A 15,228-nucleotide genomic window follows, 5' to 3' on the forward strand; every position below is an offset into this window, starting at 1 on the left:
CCGCAACCCAAAGTGGACATTCATTGATGTAATTATTAGCCTTTTGAATTTTTAATCAGCGGGCCACAGGTTCGATCCCTATAGGACCCCCCGTATTTTGAAAGAATTAGGTGGACTTCTTGGCAAAGACCTTTTGCTCATTTTAACAAGTGCAGCTCGCGTGAGAAAACTGCCCGCTATCAATACCCCCACTTCGCCCTTTACCCATGCATTAGGAATGATTCATTGTGATTTGACCCCCCTTGCTTTTCTGATTATGCCCGGCCGCACCACCGCCATCGTCTGAGTTGTGTTGGCCACCTGCTTTTTCTCCTGAAATGTATGCACGCTCATAGGTGAAGGCCGCTGGCCCTCCGCTATAGACTTTTTTGGTACATGTCTGGCACGCTAAAAAGGTCTTTCGGATTTCCTATTTCCAACGTTTTTCCCTTTAGGGCGGTCTCACATGAAGCCCGGAGCTTTTTTCAACATTTCCGTCTCCTGTATCGTCCTTTTTAGTTTTCCGGCCTATGGGGCCGACCTGGATAACAGTTCCCTAAACGAGCTACGGCCTGAAACCCTCCTGCAGAACATGACCGATTATATGAATTCCCTCGAACAGTTCACTTTTCACTCTAACGCCACGGAAGATCAGATGCTCGCTTCCGGCCAGAAACTCCAGTTTGCTCGGACCATGAAGATATCCATCCGGCGTCCGAACCGATTCCGAGCGGATGTAAGGGGTGATCTTGAAAATCAGCAATTATTTTATGATGGCGAGACCATTACTCTTTTGGATACCGATCACAACTTCTATGGCACCATACAAGCACCCGACACGATCAATGTCGCGCTGGATCATGCGCTCAAGTCCTTTGCGCTGAGAGCACCATTAGCCGATTTGATACGACCTGACTCGTTTGATCTTTTGACCCAACATGTCACTTCCAGTTCTTATATCGGGTTGCATCATGTCGACGGGGTTAGGTGTCATCATCTGGCCTTTCGCCAAGACGATATTGATTGGCAGATGTGGATTGAAGATGGCGCGAGGCCGTTACTCCGAAAGATGATCATTACTCAGAAACATGTCACAGGTGCTCCTCAATTTACCGTCGTGCTGTCTGATTGGAACCTGGCCGCTAAACTTTCAGATGGACTCTTCATATTTACCGTTCCGAAGAATGCCAAAAAGATAGAGTTTCTTCCTATGGAAAACACCAGGTATTTTAAGCACTAACTCAGGAGAGCAGTCATGAAACAGGCCGTTTCTACCTTCTCCATGAAATTTCCTGTCAGAGTTTTTATTTGCTCTGGATTACTCCTTGCGTGGCCGCTCCTGGTATCCTTTTTTCTTGGGGAACATCGTGTCGTAATCGGGTGGAGCCAGCTCGGGGCAAAATTCTTGATGAAGGAGGCGGAAGCCCGAGAAGTGCGACCTGGCCCTGTCCAACCCACTCCCAGAGTCGCACGCCCAGCACCTGTCCCAAGAGAGGCTGGTGTTCATCATCCCCATGTCCCGCGAAACCACATCAACACCTATGTCTACAGCGACATTGAGTACGGAGACGCCCTGACTTCGCTCCCTGGTGATTGCGAAGAGGTTTCCGGGGAAGAGGCAACCTTCTATTGCGAGGGAATGTACTATCGGGCCTTTTATCAAGGCAATAAAGTGGTGTATGTTCCTGAATCTTCATTGGATTAGAGGCCCGGATAACACCCTCATCAATTCTAACAGCTATCCAGTCGACTGGCGCCCACTCTTTATCAGCGGGCACAGGTTCGATCCCTGTTCGGCCCATCACTTGTCGAGAATACAGATCGAGGATGACCGCTATTGGCCGCAAGTGGACCCATGCGTTTCACCGATCGGGGATAGGTTTCGCGTACTAAAACTGACTCGGATGAATCCGGAGAGATAACAATTTTTGGACATCGTCTTCTGGAACGGGGTCAAGGTGTGACAGCCACGGTACGGCTTTCTTCAAGGTCGGCGGCAGCCTGAAGTGCTCGTTCCTGCACACGCTGCATCCAAGTTTGAATATTCGCCTCATCCACATGCTGATTGCGTAAAACTGCGGCTGCGATATCGATTCCCCTCGGAAAGCTTCGATTGACAATCGGGCGCATCCCGACAGCCTCGAATCTCGTTTTATCCTCTTCCGTGTCAACAGCAATGAAGCGGGTCAGGTTCGGGTACCGGTCACGCATGATCGGCATCAGGGCTTTCGCCACTTCGTAACGGATGATCGTGACAACGAGTGTCTCTCGCTGTGCAAACGCAAGGGTCCCCATCAAACGAACATCGCTCGGGTCCCCAAATGCCATAGAGTAGCCATCGGCACTGGCAGCTAGAAAACGGTCATGATCCATCTCAATTGCGTCATAAGGCAGATTGTGCGCCTCAAGTGCACCCACGACCATGCGGCCGACATCGCCCATGCCGAACACGAGTAGCGGAGTGGTTGTGGCACTCGACAGGAGGGCATCGGACGACATTGAATCCGGAATCCTTTGCCTGAGTATCCTGGCTAAGCGGTTGCCGAGAGTTGCCAAGGTCGGGGTGAGCACGAGACTGGTTGCGATACCTGTGATAACGACGCCGACCAGTCCTTCGCCCAGCGATTCACGCACCATCGGCATGGCAATAATCACGAAGGTCAACTCACTGCCCTGGGCAAGCAAGAAGCCGAGTTGTACCGAGCCAGGCGTTGACCATCCGAAGACCCTGGCCGCGGCGCTGACCAGAAGCGCTTTGATTGCGATAAGTGCGAACAGAAAGATCAGGATTTCGGCCCAGTGCCCGATCAGGATGCGCCAGTTCAAAGACATACCCACGGTAATGAAGAAGAACCCCAGTAGCAGGTGACGAAATGGCTTCGCTTCGGTCTGGATCACATGTCGGTAAGGTGTTTCGGAGATGATCATACCGCCTAGAAATGCGCCAAGTGTGAGGGATAGTCCCGCACCACCTGTGGCGACTGCCGTCGCCAATACCACCAGGAGCGCAGTGGCAGTGAAGATCTCCTCGTTTTTCGTTGTCGCGAGAAAGCGAAATAATGGCTTGACGGCATAGCGTCCCATCACCACCGCCACGATAAACGCCACGACAGCCTTCAGTACGGCAAGAAAAACGATGATGGCCAGACCGGATTCGGTGGTTGTGGAACCCCCAATTTCAAGCGAGGCCGCAAAAATCAACAGGAAGATGGCAAAGATGTCCTGGAAGATGAGGACCGCCGTGCCGGTCAGGCCGACGGGACAGGTTTGTTGCCCCCGTTCCCCGAGAGTCTGAACCACGACCGCCGTTGAGGAAAGTGCGAATGCACCACCGAGAATCACGGCGTATTCCGGACCAAGTCCCATGGCCATGGCGATCGCACCGAAGGCGAGTCCGCATAACACAATCTGAAGCGGTCCCAGCCCGAGGATATCGCGACGGGCCTCCCAGATACTCGACAGCGAAAAGTGTAACCCGATATCGAACAGAAGAAACACGACGCCGAGGTCAGCCAGGAGCTTCGTAGTCTCGCTCTCGTGGATCAGGCCAATAGAGTACGGACCGATCAGCATGCCCGCGATGAGGTATCCCACGATCGAACTGAGCCCGATTCTTTGCATCAGCGTAATCGCAAAGATGCCGACAGACAGCAGAATGAGTATGGGTTCGAGTGCGTGAACTTCGTACATGGGTTCCCCTGAAGGACTCCGACGGTCGGTGCGCAAATGATTGCGCACCTCCAATATAGTTGTTCATCAGGTTAGCAACGAATAGCGAACCTTGATACTTGTTTTTTTGATACTGCTCGGAGATTCCTGGCTGTTCGCCAATAAAACGGGAAACATCGACCCCGTCAATCAACACTGATTATGGATTAAGCGCCATACGCTTACTTGTTCTTTTCATTTGACTCCGGTTTCCGCAGGAGTTTGGCGAGCGCTGCCAGATCGTTCACGACATAATCCGGTTTTGCGACGTTCGGGTATAACGACGTGCCGGGGCGGGCGATAAAGGCTGTTTGCAACCCAATGCTCTTGGCTCCTGCTAAATCCCAAGCATGCGCGGCAACCATCAACACTTCCTCCGGTCTGAGGCCGAGATCATTCATGACCATGCGATACGTGTCCGGGTGCGGCTTGTACTTTTTGATGCTCTCTACGCTGTAGCGTTTTTCCAAGAGGTCTGTCAAACCTGCGTGGCGTAATTGCGTTTCAGCACACTCGGTAGACGAGTTAGTCAAGCTGACGAGTTGAAAGCCGTTTCCTGAGAGCGACTGTAATCCCGCAGCAACGTCATGATGCGGCAGCAGTGAGCGGAGAGGTGTCACGATTGCTGTTTTGGCGTCTTCGTTTTGGAGTTCGATGCCTTGCGTTTTTGCTACCATCATCAGAGCGGCGGTGCCGATTTCTCCAAAGCTGTGGTAGTTTCCCGTTAAGGTCTCCACCAGCGAGTAGTGTAGCATCGTGGAAAACCATAGCGGCAAGAGTTCTTCCCGGCCGCCTAGAGCGTTTCCGACAGAGGCTTTCAGTGGAGCAAGGTCGAGCAGAGTTTCGTTGACATCGAAAATAATGGCTTTGGGTTTATGCATGGCTGTCTTCTGGTCGAGTTCAATGGTTGAAAATTGGGCGATACCGGGTTCATCCATCACGTCATAAAGCGTGGTTTCTTGCGCGAACGCGCTGTCGCCCGCGTATTATGCTAAAACCAACCTGATGAGTCACCGTACTGGGAATTGTCTGCTCGTGTCATGTAGTCCTCAAGTGTATGACACCCATCATCAGCTGCCTCCTGGGTGATGACCCAACGGCACTAGAACTATTCGATCATCGGCGCCACCACCAGCAGGTACCCGCAAATATGCGGTTGCCCAGTCGATGTGAAGGGTTCCTGAATACTAATTCCGCTCCAATTTTCCTTCCGACCCCTGTTATGTTCTGCCTTTTCTTCCGGTTGTGCTAGTATTGGTGGCAATTGTGAACGCAATTTTGCCCCAAATGTGAACTATCGGTTTCGCTCTCTCCTTCGCTATGGCCCGGCAACGAGTCACCGCTCAAGACCTCTATAACTACACCAAGTGTCTGCATCGCGTATATCTGGATAGCAACGGCGATCCTTCGGAAAAATCCGAAGTCAGCTCATTTGTGAAGCTGTTGTGGGAAGTGGGGTTACAGACTGAACGGGACTATATTACTTCGCTCGGCGATCAGGAGATTGTAGACCTGCAGGATTTTTCGGTAGAGCCGGCATTCCAGGAAACCCTGTTGGCCATGGAGCATGGGGCTGCCGTTATTTATCAAGGCTGTCTGATCCATGAACAATTTGTGGGGCGACCGGATTTGTTGGTGCAACGGGAGGACGGATCTTCTCGTTTTGGGACCTTTCTTTATGAGCCGATCGATATCAAAGCTGGGAAGGGCTGGGAAGAGGCGGAGGGCAAAAAACGAAAATTTAAAGAACATTACGCCTTTCAGATTTTGTTTTATCGGCTGTTACTTGAGAAAATTCAGGGAACCGTTCAATGGGGTGGTCGAATTATTAATGTGGACAAACAGCTTGAAGAATTTGATCCGGCTCCATTTGAAGAACGGTTTAACCAGGCTATGCAGGAGGTTCAGCAACTGGTCTCCGGGGAAGAGACTTCGGAACCGGTGCTGGGAAGTCACTGTACCATGTGCGGATGGTTTAGCCGATGTTACCGCTGGGTGAAAGATAAATCCGATCCTACCGGTCTGTTTTTTGTGGGCAAACAAAAATTTGCGCTCAGAGAGCAGGGGCTTCGGACGATTCAAGATATTGCGCAAATGGATGTGCAAACTTATCTCAAGCCGCCTCATAAGATTGCGCGAATGGGAAAAGTCTCTCTGACCAGGATGAAAGAGCGGGCTCAGGTCCTGGTAGAGGGAAAGCCGAGGATCCGCTCAGGCTATACCTTTCCGGATGTTGATCGGGAGATCTATTTTGATATTGAAGATGACCCGACCCGTGGCGTCACCTATTTGTTCGGAATGGTCATTCAGGATGGAAAGAGCCCCGCTCACTTTACGTATTTTCTGGCTAAAACCCCTGAAGACGAAGAGCAGACGGTCAGGGACTTCTGGCAATTTATTCAATCGACGGATCGGGCTGTCTATTATGTGTATTCTCATAAGGAACGATCCACGCTGAAACGTCTGATGGAAAAGTATGATCTGGATGCCGAAACCTTTGAAAAGTATAAGGCCTGTGAATTTGATTTGTATCAAGACCTCATTGTGGAATATTCTGACTGGCCGACATTTTCATATGGGATTAAGCATATTGCCAAGTTTATCGGGTTTCAGTGGAGGGACCTAGACCCGTCCGGAGCCAATTCCATCGCCTGGTATAACGATTATTTGGCGAATCCGACAAATGAAGCATTGATAAATAGAATTTTGGAATATAACGAGGATGATTGCTATGCCATGGCAGCCATCACCCGATATTTTGAGCATCATGCCCACAAGACTCAGGGTATGGCTGAAGGACAGGCACACTGAGGAACACTGATGAGGAGAACGTCTTATGGCTGCAACGGTATTAGTCGTTGATGATGAAAAGGATCTGGTGGAGTTGGTTAAGTATCACTTAGAGAAGGAAGGGCTCAAATGTCTGGAGGCGCGTGATGGGGAAACGGCCTTGCAGTTGGCGAAGGAACGCATCCCCGATCTTATGGTCCTGGATCTGATGTTGCCGGGTGTGGATGGTTTGGAGGTTTGCCGGAAGGTGAGAAAAGACCCGAAAACGTCTTCGATCGCCATCATAATGCTCACGGCGAAGGCCGAAGAAGTGGACCGGATCGTGGGTTTGGAAATGGGGGCGGATGACTATCTGGTGAAACCCTTCAGCCCGAGAGAACTCGTGGCCAGAGTGAAAGCCGTGTTGCGGCGAGGACAAGGGCAGGAGATGTCCGCCATCAAAAAAGTTGGAACATTGGAGGTGGATGAAGGAAAACATCAGGTGACGGTGGATGGAACCGTGGTGGAATTGACCGTCAAGGAGTTCGATCTGCTCTGTGCGTTGATGCGGGCGAATGGCCGGGTGTTGAACCGGGATCAAATATTAGAAACCGTTTGGGGCTATTCCAATGCGGTGGATATTGAGTCCCGGACGGTGGATGTGCATATCCGGCGACTCAGGGAAAAGTTAGGGGACGAATTGAAGCGTATTGTGACCGTTAAAGGTGTGGGGTATCGTTTTGAGTCGGGGGCTGTCTAAGGCCAGTATGATGAAAGTGACCTCGATCCATGCGTAATCCTTCTTTTATCCTCATGGGCTGGATGGTGGCTGGGATGGTCGGGGTTGGCGTGGGGGTCGCCCGTGCATGGCCATTCTGGGTGGTGCTGTTATTGGGGGCCGGTCTGGTAGGTGTGGCTGCCGTGATGACTCGGAATACCTGGAAGCAGACGAGAGAAAACCATGAAGACCTCATGACTGGCCTTCATCAACTTGAACAACTTAGTGGGATTGCTGAGGCGAAGGCTTCTCGTGCGTTGGAACCCGATGCATGGGGAGGCCATATTCAACGCCTGGTGGAAAACGTAAAGCAACGAATGACCCGCCTCGAGGAAGAGCGCACGAAAATTATCGCCATCATGGAAAATTTGGTTGAAGGCGTGGTGGCCTTTGATTCCAAGGGAAAAGTGTTATTCACCAATTCCAGCGCACATCGGATATTGGGATTGGATGCGAAGGCGATTCAAGGACAGTCGGTGTGGGAAATCATCAGAAATCAAGAACTGGCAGGTCTGGTTGAAGGTTGTCAGGAATTGGCGTGGCATGAACGACGAGAGGCTGAGGTCGAATTGTATCCTCCCGTCTCCATGGTGCTAGAGGTGTATGCGCTCCCTTTTCCCATTTCCAATCAAAAGAAGGGGAGTGTGTTGGTGTTGCACGATGTCACGGAATTACGTCGATTGGAACAGGTCCGGACCGAGTTTATTGAGAACGTGTCCCATGAATTGCGCACTCCGCTCACGGCCATTGTCGGATATTTGGAAACGCTTGTGGATGAGCCGTCTTTGGAAACTCCGAACAATCGAAAATTTGTGCACGTCGCCTACCAGCATGCGGAGCGGCTCAGCCGGTTGGTGGAAGACTTACGAAGCCTCTCGGAAATTGAATCGGGAAAAATCCTCTTGCGGTGTGAATTGGTGCCGTTGCGCGAAGTTGCCCAGGATGTCTGTGAGATGTTTCAAAATCAACTGTCGAAAAAAAATCTGCAGATTTCCAATGAAATTGGCTTTGAAAACAGTGCCTGGGCAGATCGGGATCGGTTGATTCAGATTCTGGTGAATCTCGTGGATAATGCCATTAAATATACGCCTGCCGGAGGACTGATCTCATTTCAAGCCATGCCTTTTCGGGATCAAGAAGTCTCCTTGCAGGTCAGCGACACGGGCCAGGGTATTCCGTCGATTGACCTTCCACGCATTACCGAACGATTTTACCGGGTGGATCGAGCGCGTTCCCGTGAAGAAGGCGGGACGGGGCTTGGACTTTCTATCGTGAAACATTTACTCCAACTGCTCGGTGGTAAACTTCGCGTACAAAGTGAGCTGGGCAAAGGCACCACGATGGAAGTGATCCTGCCGAAATCCAAGCCAACTCCCACAACTAAACCGTTATGAGATCCCACATTTTCTCCCCCGTAGCCGGCTTCTTTGAATTTTTTCCCTTTTCATTCTCCTGAAAACTTTACACAGTTGTAACCCGAACCTCATCGGGCTGCAACAGTTGATCGCTAGGATGCCATTGAATGGTTGATTAGCCTGAATACCTCGCATGGACCTGCCTCAATATTGGATAACGACTACAGGAGGGGAGCATGGCAACGAGTCACAAGGAATGGACGATCAAGAATCTTGTTGAAAGAGGAGATCGTGACATGGTCTTAGGCGTCATATCTGCCAAACAGTCCGTGACGATTGAGGAACTCTCGAATGATTTGCCCTGGATGCGGTGGGGATATCTGTTTTCCATACTTGGGGAATGCCTGCATGAAGGGTTGGTGATTTTGTGCCAAAAAGAGTTTCAATTTGAAGTCAGAGCCATCCATGCCTTGTCAAGCGGAAACGGGGAGGATGTCCTGACGGGATCATTTTCGTCAAAACCGGGAGATCGACAGATGGCCATTTAACACCTTTGTAACATTGCCGTTACATAGAAGAAACCTGTTGGACCTACACTATTCATTCACATGAGGAGGTCAGTTTGATGGAACACAGTCAGAATCGAAAGCAAATGTGGGTGTTGGGCATGAGCATGGGGCTGATCCTGGGTTGGAGCGCGACTACGATACTTGGGGCCTCTCATGTTTTGGCTAATGATGATATGGAAGATCCCGCCTGGGTGAATTATGCCAAGGTGAGCGGAGTGTCCGGGAATATCAATAGTATTGGCTCGGATACCTTGAATAATCTCATGACGCTGTGGGCTGAAGGATTCCGGAAACAATATCCGAATGTCAAAATTCAGATTGAAGGGAAAGGATCCAGCACCGCTCCCCCGGCTCTTATCGAAGGGACGGCGCAGTTGGGCCCGATGTCCCGCAAGATGAAGGGAAAGGAAATTGATGCGTTTGAAGCCAAGTTCGGCTACAAGCCCACCGCCATTCCCGTTGCCGTGGATGCGTTGGCGGTCTATGTCAATAAAGACAATTCCCTTCAGGGTTTGACGATTGGGGAGCTTGACGCGGTGTTTTCCAAAACCCGGCAACATGGATATAAGGAAAATCTTACCAGTTGGGGACAATTGGGTTTGACCGGTAGGTTTGCCGATATGCCGATCAGTATCTATGGCCGGAATTCCGCCTCGGGGACTTATGGATTTTTCAAAGATGTGGTGCTGGAGAATGGTGATTATAAAGATGAAGTGAAGGAACAGCCCGGTTCGGCTTCTGTCGTGCAAGGCGTGACCGAAGATCAAGCCGGCATCGGGTATAGCGGTATCGGGTATCGCACATCGGGGGTTCATGCCCTTCCTCTGGCGATGAAGGCTGGTCAACCGTTTGTAGAGGCCACCTATGAAAATTCCACCAGCGGGAAGTACCCCTTGTCACGATATTTGTTTGTGTATGTGAACAAAACACCTAATCAACCGTTGTCTCCCATTGTTCGGGAATTCTTGAAATATGTCTATAGCCGGGAAGGGCAGAAGGTCGTCATTAAAGATGGCTATTTCCCCATCTCAGAGAAAATCATTGGGAAACAGTCAGAGCACCTTAAGTAGGAATTCCTTGATGACCCTCCCTACCGTTTTCCATAGAAACCCTTTGGAGAGCGGTTGGGTGTTCTGATCTCATCTTCTGCTTCTTTTTCACTTTTGCCGAACTCAAACCCTCATGCCACCTTTATCTTCCTCTTCTTCTTCGGGTGCGCTAGTTCCTCATAAAAATTCGTTAGCCGGTGGTTCTCGCGTTGCCGCTCAAAGGCGGATTCGTCATTTGCTGGATTATGTGGCGAAGTATGTCGTTGGGGCGGGAGGCCTGGCGACCATTGTCAGTATTCTAGGAATTTTTGTGTACCTGGTTTGGGAAGTGATTCCTCTGTTTCAACCCGCGACCGTCACTCCGGAGCTGACGGTGCCTATGCCGGTCAAAGCGATTCAATCCTCCAACGTGGCGCAGGCGATGGTGGGGATTGATGAATATCGGGAAGTCCCGTTTGTTCTCAAAGGGAAATATCTTCAATTTCTTTTCTTACCCGATGGTGCCGCCATTCCTGATGTGGGAGGGCAATTGTCGATTGACGGTGATCCGACGTCTGTCGTGCGAATGGGTTTGAAAGGCCATAGCCTGAGTATCGGGACAGACCAGGGACTCGTCTATCCGGTCAACATCCTTTTTCAATCTGATTTCCAAGGGGACAGACGGACCATTATCCCGAGCGTAAAGGTCAAGGAACCTGTTCGGGTGGTTCCTGACGGAATGGGTATTGTCCTTCATGCCCATGTCAAGCGGAGTGATGAATTTCAAACCGTGGTGGCTCTCACCGGAGGCGGGGAACTCTGGGTGACCCGGATTGAGGAACCAGGGGATTTTTCATTTTCGGATGAGGTCATTATGGAAACCAACCGGCTCATCCTACCACCGAAGTTTCATCTGACAACGTTGGCATTGGATAGTGCGGGAAAACGATTGGTGGCCGGGACGAGGGATGGCTATCTCCTTACATGGGAATGGCGGGGACAGGGATTTGATGCCATGCCTCAATCCGTGCCTGTTGGGGCGGCCGGGGATGCCGTGACTGTTCTGTCATATCTGTTAGGCGAACGAACGTTGGTGGTTGGCACCACCTCCGGAAGCGTGAGTACGTGGGCGTTTTCAGCTGATCAATCGGGTCCATCCGGCAGATTCCTGAGAAAAGTTCATACTTTCACTCCCCATGCCAGGGCGGTGACGAGTCTCTCGGTGTCCCAACGTGATAAGGGATTTTTAACAGCCGACAATCAGGGAACGATGTTCCTGCATTATTCCACGACGGGAGAAACGATTTTGGACATTCCAGGGAAGGGAAATGCCCTCGAATCGTTACGTTATGCCCCAAAGGCCGATGGTCTGGTGTGGTTGGGTGAGGATGGCACGCTTCAGACGTATGCCATTGATAATCCACATCCGGAGATCACGTTCAAATCCTTATTTTTTCCTGTGACCTATGAAGGTTATGACCATCCGGAAATGATTTGGCAATCTTCCAGCGGATCGGATGAGTTTGAACCGAAATTGGGCCTCATTCCGCTCATGTTTGGCACATTGAAGGGGACGTTATATGCCATGGTGTTGGCCATACCTCTTGCGGTCATGGGGGCCATTTATACGGCGATGTTCATGCACCCTCACCTTCGCTCCGTTGTTAAGCCGTCCTTGGAGTTGATGGCTGCCCTGCCGTCGGTGGTGTTGGGATTTCTCGCGGGTCTCTGGTTTGCCCCTCTCTTAGAGAAAATTTTTCCTGCGGTGGTTGCCATCGTGGGATTTCTTCCTGTGGTGATTGCGGCCTGTTGTCTCATCTGGCAATTCCTCCCAATTCGGGTGAGACGATTGGAGGTGTATGGACTTGATCTGATGGTCATGATGATTGCCATTGTTCTCACCGTGGGTGCCTGTTTGATGGCCAATCAGGCGATTGAGGGTTGGATATTTGGAGGAAACTTTAAACAGTGGTTGGCGCAGAATTTGGGCTTAACCTATGATCAGCGAAATGCCATTGTCATTAGTTTTGCGATGGGTTTTGCGGTGATTCCGATTATTTTCAGTATTGCTGAAGATGCCATTGCCAATGTCCCCCGACAACTTGTTGCCGGATCGCTGGCCCTGGGAGCGACGCGGTGGCAAACCTTAACCCGGTTAGTCCTTATTTCGGCCAGTCCGGGCATCTTCTCGGCCTTGATGATTGGATTCGGGCGTGCCATAGGGGAAACGATGATTGTGCTGATGGCCACGGGAAATACTCCGATCATGGATTGGAGTATGTTTAATGGATTTCGTACGCTCTCGGCCAATATTGCGGTAGAAATGCCTGAAGCTCCTCATGGCGGGACGTTGTATCGTGTGTTATTTCTGTCCGGTCTGATTTTGTTCGGCTTTACATTTACCATTAATACGATTGCTGAAATCGTGCGGCAACGGCTTCGCCAAAAATATTCTCAATTTTAGACGGGCAGCCATGAAATTTCTTCAACGATTTTTTGCATCAGGCACATTGTTTATCTGGTTATCAGGAGGAGCCTTAGCCTGTTCCCTGCTGCTGATCGGCGGTCTTTTGATGCTCATTTTCATCAATGGTATGGGCTATTTTTGGCAGAAGGATCTCGTCCAGTTGACGCTCAATGATGACACCCGGGTCCTCGGGGAAATCGTAGATACCCAGCGTATTCCGGATACGGTTACAGCGGATTTCCCTGATGGGCAGTCTCGCATACAGCTGAAGGTGGGCAACCGGGATGTGTACGGACTGGATTTCCGGTGGGTTGATGAAGCCGACATTGCTCAACGGGATTGGCCTAAGGATGTCATCGCCTTTGAACGACGCGAATGGGGGAATTTTTATGGTTGGGTGACTGCGGTGTGGGACGGTGACTCCCGTCTGGCTGGTGGCCGGGATATTGCGTGGGAGGTCTGGTATCCCTTCCTTGAGCAAGCCGAGTCACTTTACCAGGAGATTCATTATATTGAACGCGATGTGATTGGCGCCATTAATGCTGACATGGAGCGTGCGCGCCTTAGTCTGAAGACCTTGGAGTTGAAGGGGGACATTTCGCAGGATTCTGCCGACTCTCTTCAACAGGATATCCAAGAACGGGAAGCGGCCTATCAGGAGCAGATCCAACGATTGGTGGGGCTGTACGAGCGATTGAACCGCTATCGGGTCACCCTCATAGATGTCACTGGGAAGGAAAAAACATTTCCTGTTGGCGGCCTTGTGAGGGCGTGGCGTCCGAATTCCATGAGTGTGTGGGATAAAACCACGATGTATGTGGAAAATTTTTGGAATGTTCTGAGCGATGAGCCGCGGGAAGCAAATACCGAAGGCGGGATCTTTCCGGCCATATTCGGTACGGTTATGATGGTGTTGGTGATGAGTGTGGTTGTGGTCCCGTTTGGAGTCTTGGCCGCCGTGTATTTAAAAGAATATGCCAAACAAGGCCTGTTGACTCGAATGATCCGGATTGCGGTGAATAATCTTGCGGGGGTTCCTTCAATTGTCTTCGGTGTGTTTGGTCTGGGGTTTTTTGTCTATGCAGTGGGAGGCTCAATTGATCAGTTATTCTTCTCCGCCTCGCTGCCGAATCCGACATTTGGGACAGGTGGAATGTTATGGGCTTCCCTCACCTTGGCCCTCATGACCGTGCCGGTGGTCATTGTGGCGACCGAAGAAGGCTTGTCGGCTGTTCCCAGAGAATATCGGGAGGGGTCGTTGGGGTTGGGGGCGACAAAGTTTGAATCGCTCATGCGGGTTGTTCTGCCTTGCGCCATGCCGGGAATTTTAACCGGTTTGATTCTCGCGGTCTCCCGGGCTACGGGGGAAGTAGCGCCACTGATGTTAACCGGGGTAGTCAAGCTTGCTCCGGCCCTGCCGCTTGATGGTCAATTTCCCTTTATCCATCTTGATCGAAAATTTATGCATTTGGGTTTTCATATCTATGATGTGGGATTTCAATCCCCTAATGTGGAGGCGGCCAAGCCCATGGTGTATGTCACCACCCTGGTCCTGGTTCTTGTCGTTCTCCTCCTGAATATGACGGCGATTGCACTCCGGACCCGGATGCGGAAGCGCTATGCTGGTGCTTCGGTTTAAATGAGGTACAATGATGGAAATCGATCAGGAAACTTTGGAACAATCTATGTCTTTAGCCAAAACAACGGGTGCAAAGTCCCTGAGGCTGGTGCTTGAAACAAGGCAGACGAATCCGATGAAGAAGACTTTTGTCGAATCTGAAACCGTCCAACATCCATTGACCGATTCCCCTGCGAAAATTGTCATTCAGGACATGAATTTTTACTACGGGACGGTTCAGGCGCTCAAATCCGTGAATATGACCATTCCTGCTAATAAAGTCACCGCATTTATCGGACCTTCAGGTTGTGGAAAATCAACCCTCTTGCGGTGCCTCAATCGCCTGAATGATCTGGTCGATGGCACCAGGGTCGAAGGAACCATTCTCCTGGATGATGAAAATATTTATCGACCTGAAGTCGATGCCACTGACCTTCGAACCCGGGTTGGTATGGTGTTTCAGAAAATTAATCCGTTTCCGAAAACCGTCTGGCAGAATGTGGCGTATGGTCCGCAACTGCAGAAAATTCGCAAACGTGCCACTCTTGACGCGATCGTTGAGACCAGCCTTCAAGGAGCGGGATTGTGGGATGAAGTTAAAGATCGGTTGCATGGCAGTGCCTTGGGTTTGTCGGGAGGCCAACAACAACGACTCTGTATTGCGAGAGCGCTTGCGGTCAATCCGGAAGTGCTGTTGATGGATGAACCGTGTTCGGCCCTTGATCCGATTTCCACCGGCAGAATAGAAGAACTCCTCCATACGTTGAAAGAGCGGCTCACCGTCGTGATTGTGACGCATAACATGCAGCAGGCGGCGCGGGTTTCTGATTTGACGGGGTTTTTCTTATTAGGGGAGTTAATTGAATTCGAGGGCACCAAGAAGATTTTTACCAATCCCGGTGATCCCCGAACGGAAGATTACGTGACGGGGCGGTTTGGCTGATTCCCCTTAGACCA

13 protein-coding genes are annotated in these 15,228 nt (G+C 50.8%); 11 read left to right on the forward strand and 2 right to left on the reverse strand.

Annotated elements, in window-relative coordinates; genetic code table 11:
- Positions 1 to 97: 97 nt before the first annotated feature.
- From PJI16_17375 to PJI16_17385, 3 genes are all read left to right on the forward strand, one after another.
- On the forward strand, positions 98 to 286 hold the full coding sequence (locus tag PJI16_17375; protein ID MDT3779337.1) for a hypothetical protein: 189 nt from the start codon (positions 98 to 100) through the stop codon (positions 284 to 286).
- Between the two features lie 159 nt (positions 287 to 445).
- Positions 446 to 1,219: a DUF2092 domain-containing protein gene (locus PJI16_17380; GenBank protein ID MDT3779338.1), complete on the forward strand. Its 774-nt coding sequence runs from the start codon at positions 446 to 448 to the stop codon at positions 1,217 to 1,219.
- Positions 1,220 to 1,234: 15 nt separating this feature from the next.
- Positions 1,235 to 1,684: a hypothetical protein gene (locus tag PJI16_17385; protein MDT3779339.1), complete on the forward strand. Its 450-nt coding sequence runs from the start codon at positions 1,235 to 1,237 to the stop codon at positions 1,682 to 1,684.
- A 248-nt stretch (positions 1,685 to 1,932) separates the two neighbouring features.
- Here PJI16_17385 and PJI16_17390 read toward each other — a convergent pair whose 3' ends face one another.
- Both PJI16_17390 and PJI16_17395 read right to left on the reverse strand, forming a co-directional pair.
- Positions 1,933 to 3,669 carry a cation:proton antiporter gene (locus tag PJI16_17390; GenBank protein ID MDT3779340.1) on the reverse strand — a complete coding sequence of 579 codons (1,737 nt, stop codon included), beginning with the start codon at positions 3,667 to 3,669 and terminating at the stop codon, positions 1,933 to 1,935.
- A 200-nt stretch (positions 3,670 to 3,869) separates the two neighbouring features.
- Positions 3,870 to 4,568: a haloacid dehalogenase type II gene (locus PJI16_17395; protein MDT3779341.1), complete on the reverse strand. Its 699-nt coding sequence runs from the start codon at positions 4,566 to 4,568 to the stop codon at positions 3,870 to 3,872.
- 439 nt (positions 4,569 to 5,007) lie between these two features.
- Between PJI16_17395 and PJI16_17400 the strand changes: the two genes are divergently transcribed.
- From PJI16_17400 to pstB, 8 genes are all read left to right on the forward strand, one after another.
- Positions 5,008 to 6,498, forward strand: coding sequence for a TM0106 family RecB-like putative nuclease (locus tag PJI16_17400; GenBank protein ID MDT3779342.1), 1,491 nt, complete (start codon positions 5,008 to 5,010; stop codon positions 6,496 to 6,498).
- A 25-nt stretch (positions 6,499 to 6,523) separates the two neighbouring features.
- Complete coding sequence (locus tag PJI16_17405) at positions 6,524 to 7,216, forward strand: response regulator (protein MDT3779343.1); 693 nt, start codon at positions 6,524 to 6,526, stop codon at positions 7,214 to 7,216.
- 29 nt (positions 7,217 to 7,245) lie between these two features.
- Positions 7,246 to 8,628, forward strand: a complete 1,383-nt coding sequence (locus PJI16_17410; GenBank protein MDT3779344.1) for an ATP-binding protein — start codon at positions 7,246 to 7,248, stop codon at positions 8,626 to 8,628.
- 197 nt (positions 8,629 to 8,825) lie between these two features.
- On the forward strand, positions 8,826 to 9,137 hold the full coding sequence (locus PJI16_17415; protein MDT3779345.1) for a hypothetical protein: 312 nt from the start codon (positions 8,826 to 8,828) through the stop codon (positions 9,135 to 9,137).
- A gap of 77 nt (positions 9,138 to 9,214) precedes the next feature.
- Positions 9,215 to 10,228 carry a phosphate ABC transporter substrate-binding protein gene (locus PJI16_17420; protein ID MDT3779346.1) on the forward strand — a complete coding sequence of 338 codons (1,014 nt, stop codon included), beginning with the start codon at positions 9,215 to 9,217 and terminating at the stop codon, positions 10,226 to 10,228.
- 112 nt (positions 10,229 to 10,340) lie between these two features.
- Positions 10,341 to 12,650: an ABC transporter permease subunit gene (locus tag PJI16_17425; protein MDT3779347.1), complete on the forward strand. Its 2,310-nt coding sequence runs from the start codon at positions 10,341 to 10,343 to the stop codon at positions 12,648 to 12,650.
- A gap of 10 nt (positions 12,651 to 12,660) precedes the next feature.
- Positions 12,661 to 14,292 carry a phosphate ABC transporter permease PstA gene (gene pstA / locus PJI16_17430; protein ID MDT3779348.1) on the forward strand — a complete coding sequence of 544 codons (1,632 nt, stop codon included), beginning with the start codon at positions 12,661 to 12,663 and terminating at the stop codon, positions 14,290 to 14,292.
- 115 nt (positions 14,293 to 14,407) lie between these two features.
- Entirely contained in the window at positions 14,408 to 15,214 is an 807-nt protein-coding gene (gene pstB / locus PJI16_17435) for a phosphate ABC transporter ATP-binding protein PstB (GenBank protein MDT3779349.1), read from the forward strand.
- The last annotated feature ends 14 nt before the right edge of the window (positions 15,215 to 15,228 follow it).

It is taken from the genome of Nitrospira sp. MA-1 (assembly GCA_032139905.1).
Classification (GTDB): domain Bacteria; phylum Nitrospirota; class Nitrospiria; order Nitrospirales; family UBA8639; genus Nitrospira_E.